Raw genomic sequence first — 21054 nt, 5'->3', positions numbered from 1 at the left:
TTCCTAGTCTCTGACTAGGAATGCAGTTGATGAGGCTCTGCCTCTAATATTATTGAAGGCAGAGCCTTCTATAAGCATCAAGGACTGTAAATAAAGATTGACTTCCACAGATAAAAAGTCACTAAACTGATTATGACTTTTGACAAAATCAGGCTGTTCTTGTCCTTCGCAATATGAGTAAGTTGGTGGGTTATCACCTTCTGAAAGTCTGAAAAAGCTGAACTGATATCCCTGGTGCATGAAAAATACAAAAGCATCCTCTGGTAAAGCTTGAGGAAAATCATTTTCTACTAAAAGTTGTTTAGCCCATTCTTGAATTTGTGGCAAATGCTGGTAAAAGCAATCTGAACCACGTAAAAACTTACCTGCCCCATGCCCCATCATTTTTAGAAAGTCTTTGTAAGTGCTGGGCAGCTTAATACCTAGTTGTCGTTCAAGTTGAATTATTTCTAAATCTGAACAGGGGGAAAGAGGATTGTCATTAAAAATAAGATTAAGTCGTGCTGGCACGTTACAAATTTTGCGAATTTCTGCGACGCGCTCTAACCAATCCATCTTTTCTTAATTTTATACTATCGTGGATTAAAAAGGGGCATTTCAAATAAATACCCCATTAATACTGTCTAAAATTCCAACTTACTACAACACCTTAAACTAATTTTGGTTTTGGTTTTAGTTCTAGTGTTGGTTTTAGTTCTAGTTTTGGTTCTGGTTTTAGTTCTAGTGTTGGTTTTGGTTCTGGCGTTAGTTCTAGGATTGCTTCGGGTTCTGGTAAACCATAGATAGAACGATAAAGCTTATCGTACTCTTTAGCGGATTGATACCAACTGAAGTTTGCACTCATCCCCCGTTTTTGTAATTCTTGCCATTGGGGTTTGAAACGGAAACCTTCCCAAGCGCGAATCATGCAGGTGAATAAGTCCAGAGGTTCATAGCGGTCAAAGCAATAACCTGTACCCGCTTCATTGACTGGATCAAAGTGGCTGACGGTATCCACTAATCCCCCTGTACGACGGACAATGGGAACAGAACCGTAACGCAAAGCCATCATTTGGCTGATGCCGCAGGGTTCAAAGCGGCTAGGCATTAAGAAGGCATCTGTACCTGCGTAAATGCGACGGGAAAGAGCATCATTATACAGGAGATAGGTAGCCATGCGTCCAGGATAACGGGATGCGAGTTGCCACATTTGGGTTTCATAATAGCGATCGCCTGTTCCCAAAAGGACAAACTGAGCATCTGTATAAGCCATGAAGCGGTCAAGGATTTGTAATACTAAATCCATCCCTTTCTGTTCTACTAACCTTGTCACCATGCCGATTAAAAAGGCATTGGAATTAACTTCTAAACCCACCTCTTCTTGCAGAGCTATTTTGTTAGCTTTGCGTTTATCTAAAGTATCTATGGTAAAGGGTTGAGCAATGTATTTATCATTGGCTGGATCATAAATATCGGTATCTATGCCGTTGATTATCCCTGATAATTTGCCACTAACAAAAGATAATAACCCTTCTATTTGTTCACCATAGGCAGGTGTTTTGATTTGTTCGGCATAGGTGGGAGACACTGTATTTACTTTATTGGCAAACTGGACAGCGGCTGCCATTGTATTGTGTCCTTGCATATACCAGGGACACCAAGTAATTTTCTCTAAATACCAACGCCAAGGACCTTGATAAGCGAGGTTGTGAATGGTGAATACAGTAGTGATATCTGGAGATTGATTCAACCAGACTGGTAACATTCCTGTATGCCAATCATGACAATGGACAATTTCCGGTTTCCAGTAATTCCAGCAAAATTCCGCCGCACCATTGGAAAATAAGGTAAATCTCCAATCTTCATCTTCTCCACCATAAACCCGCCGAGGCAGAAAAGCTGGATGCTCAAATAAATACAGAGGAACATCAGTACCAGGCAGTACACCTTCGTAAACCGCAAACTCCTGGAACATGGCTGAACCTTTCCAAATGGGTTCTTTAGGAACTGTCATTTTGTCAGGAACAAAGCCATAGTAAGGCATAAAAATCCGCACATCATGACCCATTGCTCTCAAAACTTTGGGTAATGCGCCGACAACATCCCCCATGCCGCCAACTTTGGCAATGGGAGCAGCTTCTGCCGCTACAAATAAAATTTTCATGGTAATTGGTAATTGGTGATTGGTAATTGGTAATTGGTAATTGGTAATTGGTAATTGGTAATTGGTAATTGGTAATTGGTAATTGGTAATTGGTAATTGGTAATTGGTAATTGGTAATTGGTAATTGGTAATTGGTAATTAAACTCTCTTCTCTTGGCTGTCACCTGTCACCTGTCACCTGTCACCTGTCACCTGTCACCTGTCACCTGTCACCTGTCACCTGTCACCTATCACCTGTAACCTATCACCTTATGATCCTCGTTGAATCTCGGTAAAGATTTTTTCTAGGATTTCTGTAGCGCCTTTTTCTCTGAGAATGCCAGCTAGTTGTGCGCCTAACTTTTCAGCATCAGCAGCCGCACCGCTGACGGTATCTTTAACTATTTGTTGACCATCAACACTGGCAACCAGACCTTTTAATGTTAATTGATCACCATTAATTTCTGTATTTACACCAATGGGAACTTGACAACCGCCTTCTAAAACTCGTAGAAATGATCTTTCTGCTAGACAGCGATCGCGTGTTTGCTGGTGTTCAATAGCTTTCAGTAAGCCAATTACCTCAGTGTCATCTGCACGGCATTCTATCCCTAAAGCACCTTGTCCAACAGCATGGAGGGAGATTTCGGGGGTGAGAATTTGATGGATGCGATCGCTCATTTCCAATCTTTCTAAACCAGCAACCGCTAAAATCAAAGCATCATACTCACCAGCATCCAATTTATCCATGCGTGTGATCAAATTTCCCCGCACATCCTTAAACGTAAAATGAGGAAACTTATGGCGTAACTGTGCCAATCTTCGCAAAGAAGAAGTCCCAATTACCGCACCCGCTGGTAAAGTCTCCAGTTTTTCACCTTGATACTTTTTATGCAGCACCACCGCATCTGCGGGGTTTTCCCGTTCTGTAATCGCTGCTAGGATCAACCCTTCTGGTAAATTAGTCGGTAGATCCTTGAGAGAATGCACAGCAAAATCAATATCTTTATTGATCATGCCCAATTCCAGTTCCTTAGTAAATAGTCCTTTATCGCCAATTTTAGCCAAGGCTACATCCAGGATTTTGTCCCCTTGGGTAGACATGGTATGGACTTCAAAAGTAATATCGGGAAAGCTTTTCTGGAGTTCCGCTTGTACCCAGTATGTTTGAACTAAAGCTAGTTGGCTTTTACGTGAACCAATACGAATAGTGCGTGCAGGACTAGAAACTGAAGTCATAAAACTATTTGTCAAACCAGGCGATAAACTAACATTTATCTAGACTACCGCAGGGAGTGACTTACTGGATTAAATCGGGATAATTCCGTGAAGATTTTCTGTGCCAGTAACTTTACATTTATTTACAATTCTTGAAATAGATCCCCGACTTCTTTGAGAAGTCGGGGATCTGGAAATTATGGAAATTAAAATATAATGAAATTCGTAAAACGATTATTGGATCTTTGCTGGAAATTTATATTACTTTAACTTTCAAGAAAAACGCATTCGCTATTTTCCCCTTGGTTCTACAACCTTCCGTAAACAAGCGAAAAGAGGAGGAGTAGAACCAGATGAATCCTACTGTCTAGGCATAGAAAAAGAAGTTCTTGATTTTGCCATTGAAGTTGTAGTCACCAGTCGGGGAATTGATAAATTAGAAGTTTACAAAAGATTAGGTGTAACGGAAGTTTGGTTTTTCAAAACAATCAATTTGCCGTTTATCATCTGCGCGGTGAAAATTATGAATTGGTTAAAAAAAGTGAATTATTGCCAAACTTAGATTTGTCAATTTCGGCGCAATACGTAGTAGCAGATGGTCTTCTAGATGCCGCCATAGCCTTTCGGGAGAAAATCAAAGAAATGGTAAATTAGATTATTCCTGGTCCTCTACCTCGCTTATCAAAATTCTCTGTTAATAGACCTGTTTTATCTTCATTTACTTCTCGCAATTCCTGTATCCGTTCGGCTTTTTCTTGTTCTGCTATCTCCCGCGCATCACCAGGAACTTCATAATACATTTCCGGTTCAACTGGATAATTATTCAACAACCCTTCTTTGTCCACAGTATAACCGTCCGTTGTCCGAATACTGTAAACATTGGTTTGGTCATCAGTAGACACACTGGCAAGATCCTCTTCTGTTGGCAGGTGTTTATAACTTGCTCCCTCTCTTTTCATTCTTGCTGCTGTTTCTGCGGGGATTATGCCCCGATCATAGGTATCTGCGCTAATCTTTTCATTCATAAAACCTCGCGGTAAGTGGGAAACTCAGCGTCTTTAGGGCTGGGTTACTGACACAATTAGCTTTTTTTCAGCATTACACAAATCAGATTAGAATTTTCTAACAAATAAACCTACTGTCTTTGGGAATAATTGCCAAAAATATTTTGATAAAAATTATCTATCTATAGATAGATTTTACATAGTCAAATCCAAAATAAAAATGTAGGCTAGTCTATAGCTAACCTACATTTTAATATCCCCAAAAAAAATCTGGCGTTGGTGAATGAAAGTATGAATTAGTCTTACGCAAAGGCGCAAATATTAAGAGTTTCAGAAAGGGAATTTTTGATTTTCATACCTCAATTCAGCAATACCAAAAATCTTTATCCTAGAGATTGTTGTTTGAAGGCGTTAAATTTCTGAGCTAATTCTTGCCGAGTCTCATATTTGAGGAAATAACGGAAACTAAACCAGATAGAATAAAACAAGCCAATCAACTCTAAAATCGGTTGTAGCAACGGTAAATCATTAACAGCATCTAGTAATGCGATCGCTACCTTAACTGTGACAAAAGCTGATAAAATTAAGGCTACAGTAATTAAACCCCGTTTATTGTTGTTAAAAAAACTGCCTAAATCATCTGGCAGTCGGTTTAAAAATTCAACAATTTGTCTAATAATTTGCTGCCATTGAGATTCAGATTTCTGCGCCGCAGGTAGTTTTGGTAAACTTTGTGGTGGAGAATAATTTCCCTGTTCTGGTTGCTGTGCTTGAGTTTCCATCATAGTTATCCTTTAGGAATTACAACATTTTTGAAAAATGAATTAACGTGATTAAAATATAGCAGGTTAGAGGCTAAATTCCAATTATTAAAAAACAAATTTATTTGATACTAAATTAAGATGAAGCTGGCTAGAATAAGATGTTAAGAATAATTGACCGCAGATAAACGCAGATAAACGCGGATAAATACGGATGATTATGATTTTGTGCAGCTTCACATAAAATTGCTATCACCTGCCTTTAATTTATGAATATTTTCCTCCCAATTTGCACCATCAAAAGGTAAAATTTCAAAATTTCTCAGCACATTTTCATCTAAACACCGCACATTAATATCAATACAATCAGGGTGACTACGGGGAATATAAAAGGAATGAATTCCACAGACTCCGCAAAACTTATGTTGTGCGACTCCTGTATTAAATTTGTAAGTTTTTAAAACATCTTCCCCTTGTAGCAAAGTAAACTGGTTTTGGTTAACAATCAAATGTAAAAATCCTTTTTTGGAACAAATTGAACAATTACAATCATCAACTTTGTGATTATTAACTACTACCCGAAACCGCACCGCACCACAGTGACAACCACCTTCATAAGTAACAGATTGATCTTTACTTAACATTAAGTTTCTCCAGTTGATTAACGCGAATTGTGAGGTTGATGTATCAAATATTTTTTACCCCTCCCTAACCCTCCCCGATGCTTTGGGGAGGGAACTAATTTTCATCTCGTTCCCAGTCTCTGACTGGGAATGAATTCTAGAAGGCTCTGCCTTCAATGATATTAGAGGCAGAGCCTCATCAACTGCATTCCTAGTCAGAGACTCCCCCACTCCCCCTACTCCCCCCACTCCCCCACTCCCTACCCTGGTTGCCACATATACCTTTCCTGTTCTTGGGAATTATAGATAAATACAGGAAGTTGGGCATTTTGACTAATGGCTTTGAGAGCATCTTTCAAGCTTTGGAAGTGACTTTGTATTTGTGGATTATTGGCTTGAAATAATCGGTCATACTCAGGAGTTAAGCGGACACTAATTTTCTGATCCTCAATACTAAAAGTACAAATTCTAATGGTATTTGTACAAGTACTTTTGAGTTCAACGCGGGTTTGAGTTAAATCCCCATAGATTTGGAATTGTTCTTTATTCAAAGCATCCTGATAATTTTCATTATTGCCCTGTTGTTGATATATTTTTGCTGCTTGTTGAAAATCAGATCTCGCTTGAAATTTGTCTCCTAAAGTAGCGTATGCGTTTCCCCGGTTGTAGTAGGCATCAGCATAGTTAGGATTAATCTTGATAGCTCGGTTGTAATCTTGTATTGCTGCTTGTTTATCTCCTAAAGCATCACGGGCATTTCCCCGGTTGTAGTAGGCATCAGCATAGTTAGGATTAATTTTGAGAGATTGGTTGTAGTCTTGTATCGCCGCTTGTTTATCTTCTAAATCATAACGGGCATTTCCTCTATTGTTGTAGGCATCGGCATAGTTAGGATTAATTTTGAGAGATTGGTTGTAATCTTGTATCGCCGCTTGTTTATCTCCTAAAGCAGAAAGGGCATTTCCCCGGCTGTAGTAGGCATCAGCATAGTTAGGATTAATTTTGAGAGATTGGTTGTAATCTTGTATCGCCGCTTGTTTATCTCCTAAATTATAATAAGCATTACCGCGATATAATAAGGCTTCAGAATTATTAGGAGTAAGGCGAATTACTTCGTCATAAGCTAATATTGCCCCGCGATAATCTCCTATTTCATACTTATCCACAGCCTGAACTAAGAAATCATCAGCTTTTAGTTTTGTCGTCTTTAGTGGCTCAGAGAAACCTTGAGAAAGTTGAATTAAAATATTAATAGGAATACCGGACTTTCTTCCAGATTTGACAGTCGCACTAGAGGTATTGATCTTATCAAAATCAATATCAAGTTTAAAATTTTGGTTCTCAACCAGAGTTCCTTCAGCGTGGCTGGGTTGGTTGGTAGTCGCAATTGTCGTTAATGCTGTCAGGGACGCGAGAATAACAATTTGCGTCAACCCTATCCACCCTTGACTAAATAACCTTTGGTTCATAACTTTAGGTGATTTTTGTGATATTAATTTTATACTCTTCTTATAATAAATTATATATAAACGTAGACAAGTTTAGGCAACTCACGGACTAATTTATATTCAAAACGTCTTAATCCTGTGATTCTATAGTAGGGGTTTAGCACTGCTCATTGGTGTCAACTTAACGTAAAACTCATAGCCCGCCTGGGAATGAATTCCCAGTCTAATAGCAAAAGTCATCTGAAGATGACTAAAAATCCCCAGTTTACTTTAGTAAACTTTGGCTATTAGCCCTGAAATTCATTTCTGGGTGGGCGTGGAAGCCAACAAATCAGCTATCTGTAGCCTAAGTTGACACCAATGAGCACTGCTAAACCCCTACACTACACATCTCGGTTTTTAACTAAATATTTAGGCACTATGAATTTTGAAAGTTAATCTTCTCCATGACTAATCCCCAAAACCAGTTACTATGTGAAGGCTCTGCCTTCAATGATATTAGAGGCAGAGCCTCATCAACTGCATTCCTAGTCAGAGACTAGGAACGAGGTGTGGTAAGGATTTGAGATTAGGTTGACACCATTAGGTATTAAGAATCCCCCACTCCCCCACTCCCCCCACTCCCCCTACTCCCCCTACTCCCCCCACTCCCCCACTCCCTACCCTGGTTGCCACACTACCTTTCCTGTCCTTGGGAATTATAGATGAATACAGGAAGTTGGGCATTTTGACTAATGGCTTTGAGAGCATCTTTCAAGCTTTGGAAGTGACTTTGTATTTGTGGATTATTGGCTTGAAATAATCGGTCATACTCAGGAGTTAAGCGGACACTAATTTTCTGATCCTCAATACTAAAAGTACAAATTCTAATGGTATTTGTACAAGTGCTTTTTAACTCAACGCGGGTTTGAGTTAAATCCCCATAGATTTGGAATTGTTCTTGTGCCTGTTTCAGAGATGTTGTATAGGTTTCAATCAGGGGTTTAGCTTGATTGAAATAGAAAGTATCTTGACTCACTTGTTTAGCACTTTCTACAGCCTGTTCCCAAGACTTAACCGCACTTTGCCATTGATTTTGATTACCATAGCTTTTGGCTTGACTAGCGGCTTTAATAGCTTGTTGATAGGATGTGGCTGCTAATTGTTCTTTTTTGGCGCGATCGCGGGCTACAATAATTTTTGGTTGGTATTCTGCCAACAGCTTGCGGGCATCCTCAGATCCTAAACTACCTATAGGAATAATTTTGAGGGTACTAATTGCTGTCTGGAAATCAGATTCTACCTTTTGCCATTCAGGGGCAGATTTAGCCGTGATTTGACGTTTAGTAGCGGCTTCTGCGAGAGTTGTGGCATTGGCGATTTTCTGTAACCAGGTTTCTTCTTTGAGCAACTCATCATTAACACTTTTTAAAGTATTTTGATAACTTGGTAAATTAGCTTTTACCAATCCATAGAGTTCATTACTAGGCTTAATTATCTCTAATGAGGTGATTGCCTGTCTCCACAACTTTTGTCTATTACGTAACTCATCTAAACTCTTAGCAGGGGTTTGAGTTGCTTTTTGGGCTGAAGATGCCATTTGTAAGGCTTTTAGCACCTGGTTGATTTTCGTTGACTGTTCAGAAAAACTATTAACTAATAGCTGAGAGTCTTGATAACGGGGAGACCACTGAGGAATATTTTGTAAATCGGCAACTACCCCATCTAGTTGTTGTTGCACTGTTAATAAGTCTCTTTCTGATTTGGTACGTTTGATCTGCTGCTGATACTCATTTTTAAATTGCTGGGCTGTTTGCAATTCTTTACATTCAGAAATTATACAACCACGATGGAGAACGAAAGTACCACCACCGGAAAGAATAGCAATTACTACAGCCGTACCAATCATAATCGGTAAGGGAGGAAGTGATAATGATAACTGTCTTTTTTTGGGTTGATCGGGAATATTCGCAAAGGGATCAAAATTTTCTTCAATATCCTCCATTGTCTGAGATTCATCCGCAGATAAATTTGAGTCTGGCATTGATGAATAGTCTGAAAAAGATTCTGCGGAATTAGAGAAAAATGAATCAGCAATGGGTTCTTGTTCCGTTTCTGTAAATGGAGGTGATGGTGTTTGCAGATCAGAATTGAGGAAGAGGGTGTCCCTAGTGTGTCCTATTTCCACCGTTTCCCTATCTGCCTCTTTGCTGGGGATCTGAAAACCATATTCAGTTTCCCTATCTGTATCTTCACTAGGCATCTGAAAACCATATTCAGTTTCCCTATCTGTATCTTCACTAGGCATCTGAAAATCTAGGAAGTGTTGAGTATAGGGGCGCTTTTCTCCAAAAATTCTCAAGAAAAATCTTACCGGTTGGGTTTGGTAGCTAAATTGCCATTGTAGTGCTTGTTCTAACACCTCAAAAACTTGCTGTGTATTAACCGTGACCTCAGCAGGGTGTTGAGTTAAAATCATCAATTCATCATTTTGGACAGCGCATTTTACCTGGAAATCTTTACTATCAAGCACTTGGGCAACTAATCTTTCTTGTAAGATATCGCCTAAAACTTTGAGATCGTCTTGTTGAACTGTTACTTTCATAAAGCGTTACCGCCACTCTTTCTATATAGTTTTGATTATCGAAGGTACTGGGGATGGGATGCAAATCCTAGTTTTACATCTTATAGAATCAGTTTCTAGCAGAATGTTAAATTTGTCACGAAGAACACAGTCTAGGGTAATGATTTAGACTTCTATTTTTTTATACAGCTAGATTATAAATGAGACAATCCAATGGCAAAATAAATTTTCAGTTCAGCAAAACCAAATTCTATAATTTTCGGCATTGGGTAAAATATCGGATAGCATCAGAGAAAGCGCGTCGGACTTGTTAATACAAGGTGTGTCTCAATGGATTTATTAGAGTACCAAGTTAAAGAATGGTTTGGTAAAATTGGGATTCCTGTTTTACCATCTCAAAGAATAGACCATCCTACAGATTTAAAACGGTTAAAAATTCGTTACCCGATTGTGCTGAAATCTCAGGTGCAAGCGGGGGAAAGGGAAAAGGCGGGTGGAGTTAGGGTTGTAGAAACCACAATTGATGCGATCGCTACAGCACAGAATATATTTAATCTACCAATTTGGGGGCAACTGCCAGAAGTTTTATTGGCAGAATCAAAATATGATGCCCAGGAAGAATTTTATCTAGCTGTAGTTTTAGATACTGCGCTGTGTCGTCCCGTTTTATTGGGTTGCACAGAAGCAAATATTGACTGGGAGACAGCGGGAGAAAAAATTCAGCACGTTGTGGTGCAACAGGAATTTTCTCCATTTTATGCTAGACGACTGGCTTTAAAAATGGGCTTACAGGGGGCGTTGATGCAGACTGTGAGTGATATTGTGGAGAAACTGTACCAGTTATTTGTCCAAAAGGATTTGGATTTGGTGGAGATTCATCCCCTGGGTGTGAACTCTGCGGGTCAAGTGATGGCTTTGAATGGTAAGGTTACGGTTAATAAACAGGCTATTAACCGTCATCCTGAAATAGCCGATATGGCTACCAAGATGGTTGGTCTTCTTCATGGTAATAAAAAAAATAACGGTTTGTTGAGTAGGTGGGATGGGATAGAAATGCAGGGTAAAATCTGCATAATAGGCAATGGTAAAGGTTCTGTTTTAACAACATTGGATGAGGTTGTTAATGCTCATGGGAATCCTGGTAAATGTGTCAATTTGCGCCATACTTTCATGAGTGATACAACACAGACTACTTTTAGCGATCGCCTGATTAGTTGTTTGACCAATTTGGTAAATGATCAGAATACTCAAGTTATTTTACTCAACTTTTTGGGGACTATTCCGCAAGTTGACCAACTCCCAGAAATTATTAGCCAATTTCTCCATTCAGACAGAAGCCAAATCACATCGGGTGTGTCAGCCGCCAATGGGAATAAAAGTCAGCAACCATTGAATTTACCCTGGTTAATCCTCCGTTTAGCTGGTTCGGAATTCAATCATGTCAGAGAAGAGTTAGCCACAGGGAAAACCTCTGATCAATTACTAATAGTTGTAGAAAATTTAGATGAAGCAGTCAAGGAAGCAGTTCGTTTAGCAAAGACTCCAGGGGTAAAAAAAAGGTAAGAAGCAAAAGGCAAAAGGCGATATTTGTACCAATTACCAATTACCAATTACAACTGACAACTAACAACTGACAACTGACAAACTATGAACTTAACACCAGAAAGTAAAGTTTTAATCCAGGGATTTTGTGAATTTATTTCCGCAACCCATATTGCTCAAATGCAAGCTTATGGCACAAATTTAGTAGCTGGTGTCAAGCCTGGTTATGGTGGACAAAAAATATATAATCTACCAGTATTTGATTTAGTAGAGGAGGCTGTTGCCAAATTTGGACAGATTGACACCACAATTATTTGTGTTCAACCTTATCAAGTTTTGGATGCAGCATTAGAAGCGATCGCCTCTAATATCCCCCAAATTATCATTACTACCGCTGGTGTTCCACCACTGGACATGGTACAACTTCTTCGCAAAACAGAAGCTTGTGAGACTTTGATTATTGGACCCAATAGTCCAGGAATCATCGTTCCGGGGAAAATTCTCCTGGGTATTCAACCTAGCGAATTTTATATTCCTGGTTCTGTGGGTATTGTTAGTCGTAGTAGTACCCTCACCTACGAAGTCGCCTGGGAATTAACAAAAGCGGGTTTAGGACAATCAATTAGTGTCAGTATTGGTAGTGATGCTATTGTTGGCTCTTCATTCCTCCAATGGTTACAAATTCTCGATGAAGACGAAACCACAGAAGCGATTGTTTTAATCGGACAACCTGGTGGGGGAAGCGAAGAAGCAGCAGCACAATATATTACAGAAACAATTGATAAACCTGTAATTGCCTATATTGCCGGTAGACACGCACCACCGACGCGAAATTGGCAACAAACAGGGACTTTAGCAACTGTAATTGGACGTTCTGCAACTTTTGGTACAGCAGAAAATAAATTAGCTGCTTTTAAGTCCGCAAAAATTCCCGTTGCTGATAGTCCCTCTCAAATTCCTGAATTACTGAAAAAAATGGCAACATCTTAGTTTTAACAGAAAAACCGTCAACGCTCTCCCTTGACGGTCTAACAGCTTACAATTCAGAGGGAACAGGGAACAGGAAAGGAATACAGAGATTTCTGTTTATAAGAAAATATCAATTACCAATTAGCGATCGCTGTGTTAGATTGGGCATACTTGATATATATTTTTCCTTTGACACGGCTGCCATTATGGTAATTACAAAAAGTAAACTGGTTTTGAGTGCTACAGTGGTAACGCTTTCTACAATTGCCGTTACCGGTTTGGGTATTCACTCAATTGGTAAGGCTTCATTTAAAGATAGTCACAAGGATTTGATAGATGAAGTATGGCAAATTATTTACTACCGATATGTAGATGGTACTTTTAATCAGGTGGATTGGCAAGCTGTACGCAAGGAATATTTAAGCAAGTCCTATACTGATGATAAAGCAGCCTACAAGTCTGTCCGGGAAATGCTGAAAAAGCTAGAAGACCCCTACACCCGGTTCATGAACCCAGAAGAATTCAAAAATATGCAAGTTGATACCTCTGGAGAACTTACAGGTATTGGTATCACCATCAGTCAAGATGCAAAAACAAAACAACTGATTGTTATCGCCCCAATTGAGGATACACCCGCATTTAAAGCCGGGATTTTAGCTAAAGATATTATTCTTGAGATTGATGGCAAAAGCACCAAAGGCATGGACACCAATGACGCGGTAGCCCTCATTCGTGGAGAATCAGGCAGCAAGGTGAAACTGACAATTTTGCGGAATGGTCAGAAAAAACAATTTAATATTCAACGAGCGCGGATTGAAATTCATCCCGTTCGCTTTTCGGAAAAGAAAACCCCAGCCGGAAATATTGGCTATATTCGCTTGAATCAATTCAGCGCCAATGCCAGCAAAGAAATGAAAAATGCTATTGAAAAGTTAGAGGCTAAAAAGGTTTCTGGTTATATTCTAGATTTACGTGGTAATCCCGGTGGACTGCTATACGCGAGTATCGAAATTGCTCAAATGTGGATAAATAAAGGCACAATTGTTTCTACTATTGACCGTCAAGGTACACAGGATAAACAAGTTGCCAATAGCACGGCTCTGACTGATAAACCTTTGATGATATTAGTAGATAAAGGTTCAGCTAGTGCTAGTGAAATTCTTTCTGGGGCATTGCAAGATAATAAACGGGCAACTTTAGTAGGAAATCAAACTTTTGGTAAGGGTCTAGTCCAGTCCGTACAACCTTTAAAATCTGGCGCTGGTTTGGCTGTAACTATTGCTAAATATCATACTCCCAGTGGGAAAGATATTAATAAACATGGTATTGATCCAGACGTGAAGGTAGAATTGACTGATGCCCAACGTCAAGAGTTATGGTTAGGTGGAAAAGATAAATTAGCGACTCTTGAAGATCCTCAATTTGCTAAAGCTGTGGAATTATTGGGTAAACAATCTGCTGAAAATACCAAGACAATTAGGAAAAATTAATTGATTAAGTAGGTTGGCGTTGAAAATTGTTGTTATGAGTAGTGAGACAGAATTAATTACACAATGTCATTGCGTAAGCGTTGCGTGGCGTTAGCCATATGGAAGGAAGTGAAATGAAGCAATCGCCAGGGTTGTGATTGCTTCCCTTCCCTCGCAATGACTGTAAATATTTTTGTCCAATTATTTATTCTCGAATCCTCTTCCTACGTAGGAAAATATGGCTAACGCTACGCTTTCCTATCAGGAATCAAAGCGGATGCCTATAGTTACCCTGATAAATTGTTTCTTTTATTGCCTGATATTATGGCGATCGCATCGAATCATAGCACATATAGGTGATAAATCAATGCGATCGCTAATTATTTAGGCGTTGCTGATTATAGGGTATGAATTTTAGTCTTACGCAAAGGCGCAATTATACTTCGTGATCTCGAAGAGTAGACGCACTGAGGTAAGAGTTTTAAAGGTTCAATTTGGGGATTTCATACCTCAATATGGCTACGCCACGCAGGCTATCACCAAGCCAGTTTTACTCCTGACTCTATGACCTCTGCTGTATTATTTATACCGCCGTTGTGAATTGTTAAATCGGTATTCAGTCCCAACTTTAAGCTGATTGCCATTATAGCGGGGAGTCATCAACAAAGAAGAATCATAGGGATTGGGTAAATCAGGTGTCCGCAGATAGGGATCATTTAATGTTTGTTGAGCCATAGCATCAAGATAAAGTGTATTTACCAACTCAGCATCTTTAGCGATTTCATTGTCAGTAAAAGTAGTACCAAATTTTTCCCCAGGTCCAATTAAAGCATCTACTTTACGATTTAAACTGCCATTGTCATAAAAATTGGGATCATGGCGAAAATAAGCTCGTTCAAACATACTACTGGTTGTTCCAGTCTCAGCTTTAGCAACTGAAGGTAAGAAAAAATTGGTAGCGAGAAGTACCAGTACCCCACTCAAAACTGGAAATTTTATCCCCATATTATCAACTCCTCTATGTTTGGGTGAATCTTCTATTGATACTCAATTTGAAAACTCTCTTGAGTTTAAACCTTGGGTAACACAACTTTTATTTTAATCATTTGTAATGTCTTACAGAAGGAGTTCAGGAGGTAGGGGCGCAGGGCCTGCGCCCATTCAGGAGTTCAGGAGGAAGAAAGAAGAAAGAAGGAAGAAGGAAGAAGGAAAAAATTTCTCCCCCACTCCCCCTACTCCCCCCACTCCCCCTACTCCCCCACTCCCCCACTCCCCCCACTCCCCCACTCCTTCTAATCTCACCCTTTCCGACCGGCAAAGGAAAAAAATTCACAGAAATTTAACAATGTGTACCAATAATTTGGTAACTTAATACATAGTTTGCAACAATTAGGGAAAAATTACGTTGAGTTACCATCCAGATGCCATTGCCGCCCACGGTGGAGAGTTAATTAACCGGGTTGCTTCCTCAGCACAAAGAGAACTATTTCTCTCCAAAGCTGACTTTTTACCGCGTGTGGAACTTGATGAGCGAGCAGTTTCCGATTTAGAAATGATTGCCATTGGTGGTTTTAGTCCTTTGACTGGTTTCATGAACCAAGCAAACTATAACCGAGTCGTTACAGAAATGCGGTTAGCTAACGGTATTGTCTGGTCAATTCCTATTACACTGTCTGTAACGGAAGAAGTAGCAGCCCCTCTACAAAAAGGCGGTTTAGTGCGTCTGGATAATCCCAGAGGCGAGTTTATTGGGGTATTAGAACTCACTGAAAAGTATACCTACGACAAACAACAGGAAGCCATCAATGTTTATCGCACTGATGATCTTAAACATCCTGGGGTACAGGTGGTTTATAATCAAGGTTCTATCAACCTAGCAGGTGATATTTGGCTATTACAACGTGATTCTCATCCCCATTTTCCCAGCTACCAAATTGACCCCGCTGCGTCACGGGAAATGTTTCGAGAAAAAGGTTGGAAAACAATTGTGGGTTTCCAAACTCGCAATCCTATCCACCGCGCCCATGAATATATTCAAAAATGCGCTTTAGAAACTGTAGATGGTCTATTTTTGCATCCATTGGTAGGGGCAACTAAGGAGGATGACATCGCCGCTGATGTGCGGATGCGTTGTTATGAAATTTTACTAGAACACTATTACCCTGTAGATAGAGTAATTTTGGCAATTAACCCAGCAGCGATGCGCTATGCAGGTCCAAGAGAAGCCATTTTCCATGCTTTAGTGCGGAAAAATTACGGCTGTACACATTTTATCGTCGGACGTGATCATGCTGGTGTCGGTGACTACTACGGCACTTATGACGCTCAGTATATCTTCGATGAATTTGCCCCTGAAGAGTTGGGAATTGTGCCAATGAAGTTTGAACACGCTTTCTATTGTAAGCGCACCAAACAAATGGCCACAACTAAAACCAGTCCTAGTAGTCCAGAGGAACGAGTTCATCTGTCGGGAACAAAGGTACGGGAAATGTTACGTCGAGGTGAATTACCACCGCCAGAATTTTCTCGTCCAGAAGTTGCGGCTGAGTTGACCCGGGCTATGCAAATATCACCTAAGTAATGGGACAGAATTAATTACACAATGTCATTGCGTTAGCGCAGCGTGGCGTTAGCCATATGAAACGAAGTGAAATCAAGCAATTCCAAGGGTTGTGACTGCTTCCCTTCCCTCGCAATGACTGTAAATATTTTTGTCCAATTACTTGTATTAGTTTAGATTCAGATCAAGAACTTTACTTGTAAAAATAAAGTGCGGATGGATGATGAATCCCCAGGATCTTCTGGTAAGATATTGAGTATCTTGACCATCAATGCCATAAGCGAAAACCAAGCTAATAGGTATATGTCGCAAGCAAAAGATTTGGGTCTTGGGGATCAGGACTCCTGCCCTTGGAGGGAATGTAAGTCCAATAGAACTACGAAGTTCTAGAGGCTACTCCCGATGAATTGGGAAGCTCCGTCCGTCTTACGGCGGAGTAATTCAAGCTATTAGCTAATGGGCTGGAGTCTGATTGCTAATGATGAAACGGCGTAGGTTTTTACAACAAATTAGCGGCTTACTAGCAGCATTGGGGTTAGCTGAGACTGAGTGGTTGAGTTTGGGAAATCCCTATTACCAAGCTTTAGCACAATCTCACCAGCGGAAGTTAGCATTATTGATAGGCATTAATCAATATCCACAAAGTCCCGCTCTGGGGGGTTGTGTAACTGATGTGGAATTGCAAACAGAACTGTTAATTAATCGTTGTGGTTTTGCAGCAGCGGATATTCTAACTTTAACTGATGAACAAGCTAGTAAAGATTTTATTACAGCGGCTTTTTTAGATCACTTGGGTAAGCAAGCCAAATCTGGAGATGTGGTGATTTTCCATTTTTCCGGCTATGGGACTCGCGTTGATTTGGGGACGGGAATATTAGCAAATGCCATAGTTCCTGTTGATGAGAATAATTTATTAGGCACAAAATCGAGAAACTATTTATTGACAGAAACTCTGTTATTATTATTGCGATCGCTCCCTACAAATCAAGTTACGGCAATATTAGATACCAGTTACAATCATGCTCCTAAATTAAAACCCACTGGTTTACGAGTGCGTACCCGACCACAATCATCAGCAGCAATTTTACAAATAGAGGAATCAGAGTTTTTATCCCAACTGAAAAATCGGCAATTAGCTAATCATCATCCTCTGATTATCAACGCTACCGCAGCACCAAATCAACAGGCAGGAGAATTTATTTTCTCTAATGGCACTGTGGGATTATTAACTTATGCTTTAACTCAATATTTGTGGGAAACTACCCCAGCTAAAACAATTTCGGTTTTTCTTTCTGGTGTTGCTACTTCCATGTATCAGTTGGGTGGAAAACAACAACCAAGTCTATTAAATGAGTTAAATAAATTTCCCAATGCTTTAATTATTGATTATTTTCCGATTGATAACTTGAGAAGTATTGGGGTGATTCAAGCCGTAGAAGAAGATGGCAAAATATTCAAGTTATGGTTGGGGGGATTACCTCTCCACGTTCTCACTAATTATGGCGTAAATTCTCGGTTAATTTTGCAGACAGGGGCAGAGTTAACTGTTAAATCACGAAGTGGGTTAGTAGCTAAAGCTCAATTGACAAATAGGGAGATTACCAATCTCCCTCAAGTTGGGCAAATAGTCCAAGAAAGTATACGCATATTACCCCGTAATATTTTTGTGAATGTGGCGTTAGATGAGCATTTGGAAAGAATTGAAGTGGTAGATGCTACTAGCGTTTTTTCAGGAATTAGCCGAATCGCTAATATTATCACCACACAAGAAACCGCTGATTATGTATTTGGTAAAGTTGCCCAAGTTCCTAGCCGTTATGGTCTTTTTTGCCTGGGTGGTGAACCAATTATTAATACTATCGGGGAAGTTGGGGAAGCGGTGAAGGTGGCAGTACAGCGATTAACACCGCAATTTTCGACTTTGCTGGCATCAAAGTTGTGGCAGTTGACAGAAAATCAAGGTTCTTCCCGTTTACCTGTGAGGGCGACTTTAGAGGTTGTTAATAGTATTGTCCCCCGTGTGTTTATGGTGCGGGACACTTTGGGAACTGCTAGTCAGGATAACATATTGCAACCACCTGGCTACGAGGGAATTGCTATGCCGACAATTCCTCTGGGTAGTCGTTTGCAATATAAGGTTGAAAATTTGAGCGATCGCCCTATATACTTAATTTTAGTGGGTTTAAATAATAATCAAAATGCCTTTGCTTTTTATCCTTGGGAAGTTTTTCCAGAAACAGAAATTCCTCCCACTAAACCCCAACTAATAGAAATTCTCATTCCTCCAGGTCAAACTATGAAAATACCAGATAATCAATCTGAACCTGGTTGGTTATTACCCACACGTTATACTTTTTGTGAACACCAAATTATTCTGAGTACCGCACCGTTTCAGGAAACTCTCGCGGCATTAGCTACTACCAAATATTCTACCACAGATCAACAGGCTATTAGTCCTCTAGTCAATCCTTTGGAAGTTGCCCAAGCGATATTACAAGATTTACATAATGCTAGTAAAGTGAAAACTGATATGAATATTACTACCAATGATGCCTATATTTTGGCTGTTAATAACTGGGCGAGTTTGAACTTTAGTTTTCAAGTTGTTTAGGAAGTAGGGGCGTAGGGACTGCGCCCATTCAGGAGTTTAGAATAAAGAATATTTTCCTTTTATTTTCTCTGCTATATCAAGTTTTCTGTAGCCTGAATCCTTACTTTAGAAATGCAAATATCTAAACTTCGTTAATTGTCACTTGATTTTGGATTTGGAATTACCCAATTGTTTTAATCTAAAATCTAACATCCCCAGTCATATCCATGACAAGCTATACTAAAATTTAATCTATTATTTATGTTTCCTATGGTTGTAAGTGCTTCGACCACCAAAATCACTTGGGAACTCTTACCCGAAGACTTCATTTTAGACGATGAACCTGTGGATAATGTCAATCAACCCAGTCTGGCAGCAGCACTCACAGAAAGCCTAGAACTTGCTGGCAAACTTCCAGAAACTGCCCTTGCTACCACCAATTACGGCATCTGCGCCACAGTAAATGATAAATTTGTCATCAAAGCCCCTGACTGGGCTTACGTGCCGCAAATTACAGTGCCTAGAGAACAAATCCAACGCAGTTACACCCCCACAAACAGGGACAAATTCCAGCGGTGGTAATGGAATTTCTTTCTGATCCAGATGGTAGTGAATATTCTAATAAACACACCTATCCTCCTGGAAAATGGTTTTATTATGAACAAGTTTTACAAGTTCCTAACTACATCATTTTTCAACCAGATATTGGTGAATTAGAAATATATCACTTGCATGAACATGGACACTATAAATTGCGTTCCTCAGATGAAAATAACCGTTATTGGTTAACTGAAATGGAATTATTTATTGGTGTTTGGCAAGGAAAACGCGAAAACCGTCAAGGTTATTGGTTACGCTGGTGGGATCAAGATGGTAATTTGCTACTTTGGGGTTCTGAGTTAGTGCAACAAGAACGACTTGCTAAAGAACAAGAACGACTAGCAAAAGAAACTGCTCAACGCCAAGTTAACCAAGAACGACTTGCTAAAGAAACTGCCTTAAAACGCTTGGAACAGTTAGAGAAACGCCTGCGAGATGCTGGCATTTCTGACTAACTTTTATTCAGATCCCCGACTTCTTAAAGAAGTCGGGGATCTTTGCTTTTACCTTTCGTGATAATTCCTTAAATAACAAAAATCCCGAAAACTCGGAAATACAAGAACGTTCCAAATATTCAATAAAAGCTCGTCTTGCTTCCCCATCAATATGTTCCCACGACTGTTCAAATTCTTCATCTCTAACAAAATGATGCCGATTATCGCTTGGGGAGAGTCCCACCTCTAGTTGACACGAACAATTCATGTCCTAACTACCTTGACCGTTGCTATAATTAGGAGGCTGAAAACCTCTTTTCTGTTCCCCGTTCCCCGTTCCTTTGCCATAACGACAATTTTTAACGCCAACCTACTTAATCAAACTGTTATTCATTCTCTATGTTAAACCTAGCCAACATTCAAACCCTAGCTCAAGAATACAGTCCCCAGGAACTTTTTGCAGCTTTGATGTGGCAACGTCGCTTTAATGAGTTTAATGGGGAGGAGGTGATTAGGGATCTTAGTCAATATTCTCATCTATGGGCAAGTTTTCTGTTTACGAAACCAATTTTTGCACCAGATGAAAATGGTTTAAGTTTTGGTGGTTTGGTAGATACTTTATTGGCAATGGCAAATTATCGCCCAATGCCAGAATCGAGTACAATACACTTTGTAGCTTATCCTGGAGATACTCTGTACATTTTGACAGAAAACCAAGATACTATTGTGTCTCAGCTTTTGGATTTGGGTAAAAAGTGGCGTGCAGATTCAGTGGATATTACTGATGGTAATAATGAAGAGTATGGTTTGCGACTTAGGCGACAGTTACGAATGAGATTGGAAGCAGGTTTGGAAGGTGAGTCGCTTTGGCAACAGCGAGATGCTGTGGTTATTACTTATTGGTGGGATTAATGATTAAAAAAATGTCAATCTCCATCCTATAAATCCTTTAATCCTGGACATCCTGATTCTAAACAAATCAGGAAAATGTTAAGATTGATGTATCGCTTTTCTGGAGTTATGGGGAATGCGATCGCCAGCGTCAATTCCAACAATTCCAATTATACCGTAGAGGTCGTTACGTTGAATTTAACTTAGTCTATGACCGGGGAACAATATTTGGTTTACTGATGGTAGAGCAGAATCTATTT

18 protein-coding genes and 3 pseudogenes are annotated in these 21054 nt (G+C 39.7%); 10 read left to right on the top strand and 11 right to left on the bottom strand.

From position 1 onward, the window contains the following. Nucleotides 1-3: 3 nt before the first annotated feature. The 4 genes from NG743_RS05605 to hemC all read right to left on the bottom strand — a co-directional run bounded on the left by NG743_RS05605 (nucleotide 4) and on the right by hemC (nucleotide 3361). A complete protein-coding gene (locus NG743_RS05605) occupies nucleotides 4-555 on the bottom strand; it encodes an SMI1/KNR4 family protein (protein ID WP_080683952.1) in 552 nt (183 codons plus the stop codon). A 94-nt stretch (nucleotides 556-649) separates the two neighbouring features. Then, the gene (gene glgA / locus NG743_RS05600) at nucleotides 650-2143 is read right to left on the bottom strand and encodes a glycogen synthase GlgA (protein WP_051424469.1); all 1494 of its coding nucleotides are present in this window, start codon (nucleotides 2141-2143) and stop codon (nucleotides 650-652) included. Further along, nucleotides 2140-2307 (bottom strand): hypothetical protein, encoded by a 168-nt coding sequence (locus tag NG743_RS05595; protein WP_257121659.1) that lies wholly within the window; start codon nucleotides 2305-2307, stop codon nucleotides 2140-2142. The genes glgA and NG743_RS05595 overlap by 4 nt, the downstream gene beginning before the upstream one ends. A gap of 85 nt (nucleotides 2308-2392) precedes the next feature. Then, nucleotides 2393-3361: a hydroxymethylbilane synthase gene (gene hemC / locus NG743_RS05590; protein WP_257121658.1), complete on the bottom strand. Its 969-nt coding sequence runs from the start codon at nucleotides 3359-3361 to the stop codon at nucleotides 2393-2395. Between the two features lie 450 nt (nucleotides 3362-3811). Here hemC and NG743_RS26655 point away from each other — a divergent pair, with 450 nt between their 5' ends. Next, nucleotides 3812-3994, top strand: a complete 183-nt coding sequence (locus NG743_RS26655; RefSeq protein ID WP_306459827.1) for a hypothetical protein — start codon at nucleotides 3812-3814, stop codon at nucleotides 3992-3994. Here the strand turns inward: NG743_RS26655 and NG743_RS05580 are convergent. From NG743_RS05580 to NG743_RS05560, 5 genes are all read right to left on the bottom strand, one after another. Next, nucleotides 3991-4365 (bottom strand): hypothetical protein, encoded by a 375-nt coding sequence (locus tag NG743_RS05580; RefSeq protein ID WP_193964968.1) that lies wholly within the window; start codon nucleotides 4363-4365, stop codon nucleotides 3991-3993. The genes NG743_RS26655 and NG743_RS05580 overlap by 4 nt on opposite strands. Nucleotides 4366-4727: 362 nt before the next feature. After that, a complete protein-coding gene (locus NG743_RS05575; RefSeq protein ID WP_236630643.1) occupies nucleotides 4728-5129 on the bottom strand; it encodes a CAAD domain-containing protein in 402 nt (133 codons plus the stop codon). A 212-nt stretch (nucleotides 5130-5341) separates the two neighbouring features. After that, nucleotides 5342-5749: a GFA family protein gene (locus NG743_RS05570; RefSeq protein WP_027404500.1), complete on the bottom strand. Its 408-nt coding sequence runs from the start codon at nucleotides 5747-5749 to the stop codon at nucleotides 5342-5344. 239 nt (nucleotides 5750-5988) lie between these two features. Next, on the bottom strand, nucleotides 5989-7197 hold the full coding sequence (locus NG743_RS05565; protein ID WP_257121657.1) for a tetratricopeptide repeat protein: 1209 nt from the start codon (nucleotides 7195-7197) through the stop codon (nucleotides 5989-5991). A gap of 655 nt (nucleotides 7198-7852) precedes the next feature. Next, entirely contained in the window at nucleotides 7853-9760 is a 1908-nt protein-coding gene (locus tag NG743_RS05560; RefSeq protein ID WP_257121656.1) for a hypothetical protein, read from the bottom strand. A gap of 309 nt (nucleotides 9761-10069) precedes the next feature. On the opposite strand from NG743_RS05560, the gene NG743_RS05555 reads away from it, so the two are divergent. The 4 genes from NG743_RS05555 to NG743_RS05540 all read left to right on the top strand — a co-directional run bounded on the left by NG743_RS05555 (nucleotide 10070) and on the right by NG743_RS05540 (nucleotide 14107). Continuing rightward, nucleotides 10070-11302 (top strand): ATP-grasp domain-containing protein, encoded by a 1233-nt coding sequence (locus tag NG743_RS05555; protein WP_257121655.1) that lies wholly within the window; start codon nucleotides 10070-10072, stop codon nucleotides 11300-11302. A gap of 84 nt (nucleotides 11303-11386) precedes the next feature. Continuing rightward, on the top strand, nucleotides 11387-12271 hold the full coding sequence (locus NG743_RS05550) for a succinate--CoA ligase subunit alpha (RefSeq protein ID WP_193963666.1): 885 nt from the start codon (nucleotides 11387-11389) through the stop codon (nucleotides 12269-12271). 185 nt (nucleotides 12272-12456) lie between these two features. After that, the gene (ctpC, locus tag NG743_RS05545; RefSeq protein WP_257121654.1) at nucleotides 12457-13740 is read left to right on the top strand and encodes a carboxyl-terminal processing protease CtpC; all 1284 of its coding nucleotides are present in this window, start codon (nucleotides 12457-12459) and stop codon (nucleotides 13738-13740) included. 217 nt (nucleotides 13741-13957) lie between these two features. Then, a complete protein-coding gene (locus NG743_RS05540) occupies nucleotides 13958-14107 on the top strand; it encodes a hypothetical protein (protein WP_160170657.1) in 150 nt (49 codons plus the stop codon). A 191-nt stretch (nucleotides 14108-14298) separates the two neighbouring features. On the opposite strand, the gene NG743_RS05535 is transcribed toward NG743_RS05540, so the two are convergent. After that, the gene (locus tag NG743_RS05535; protein WP_027404505.1) at nucleotides 14299-14724 is read right to left on the bottom strand and encodes a hypothetical protein; all 426 of its coding nucleotides are present in this window, start codon (nucleotides 14722-14724) and stop codon (nucleotides 14299-14301) included. 400 nt (nucleotides 14725-15124) lie between these two features. Between NG743_RS05535 and sat the strand changes: the two genes are divergently transcribed. The 3 genes and pseudogenes from sat to NG743_RS05520 all read left to right on the top strand — a co-directional run bounded on the left by sat (nucleotide 15125) and on the right by NG743_RS05520 (nucleotide 19924). Beyond that, complete coding sequence (sat, locus tag NG743_RS05530) at nucleotides 15125-16300, top strand: sulfate adenylyltransferase (RefSeq protein WP_027404506.1); 1176 nt, start codon at nucleotides 15125-15127, stop codon at nucleotides 16298-16300. A 460-nt stretch (nucleotides 16301-16760) separates the two neighbouring features. Continuing rightward, nucleotides 16761-18890, top strand: coding sequence for a caspase family protein (locus NG743_RS05525; protein ID WP_257122122.1), 2130 nt, complete (start codon nucleotides 16761-16763; stop codon nucleotides 18888-18890). 249 nt (nucleotides 18891-19139) lie between these two features. Continuing rightward, a pseudogene (locus NG743_RS05520) lies at nucleotides 19140-19924 on the top strand (Uma2 family endonuclease). 34 nt (nucleotides 19925-19958) lie between these two features. Here the strand turns inward: NG743_RS05520 and NG743_RS05515 are convergent. Beyond that, nucleotides 19959-20126, bottom strand: a pseudogene (locus NG743_RS05515) (magnesium-protoporphyrin IX monomethyl ester (oxidative) cyclase); the annotation flags it as partial. 176 nt (nucleotides 20127-20302) lie between these two features. Between NG743_RS05515 and NG743_RS05510 the strand changes: the two are divergent. Further along, complete coding sequence (locus tag NG743_RS05510) at nucleotides 20303-20815, top strand: hypothetical protein (RefSeq protein ID WP_027404510.1); 513 nt, start codon at nucleotides 20303-20305, stop codon at nucleotides 20813-20815. A 119-nt stretch (nucleotides 20816-20934) separates the two neighbouring features. Beyond that, nucleotides 20935-21030 (top strand): annotated as a pseudogene (locus NG743_RS05505) (coproporphyrinogen III oxidase); the annotation flags it as partial. Between the last annotated feature and the right edge of the window lie 24 nt (nucleotides 21031-21054).

Origin of the sequence: Dolichospermum heterosporum TAC447 (genome assembly GCF_024584745.1) — a bacterium.
Classification (GTDB): domain Bacteria; phylum Cyanobacteriota; class Cyanobacteriia; order Cyanobacteriales; family Nostocaceae; genus Dolichospermum; species Dolichospermum heterosporum.
Note: the sequence above shows the minus strand (reverse complement) of the source record. Positions and strands in the feature narration are given on the sequence as shown.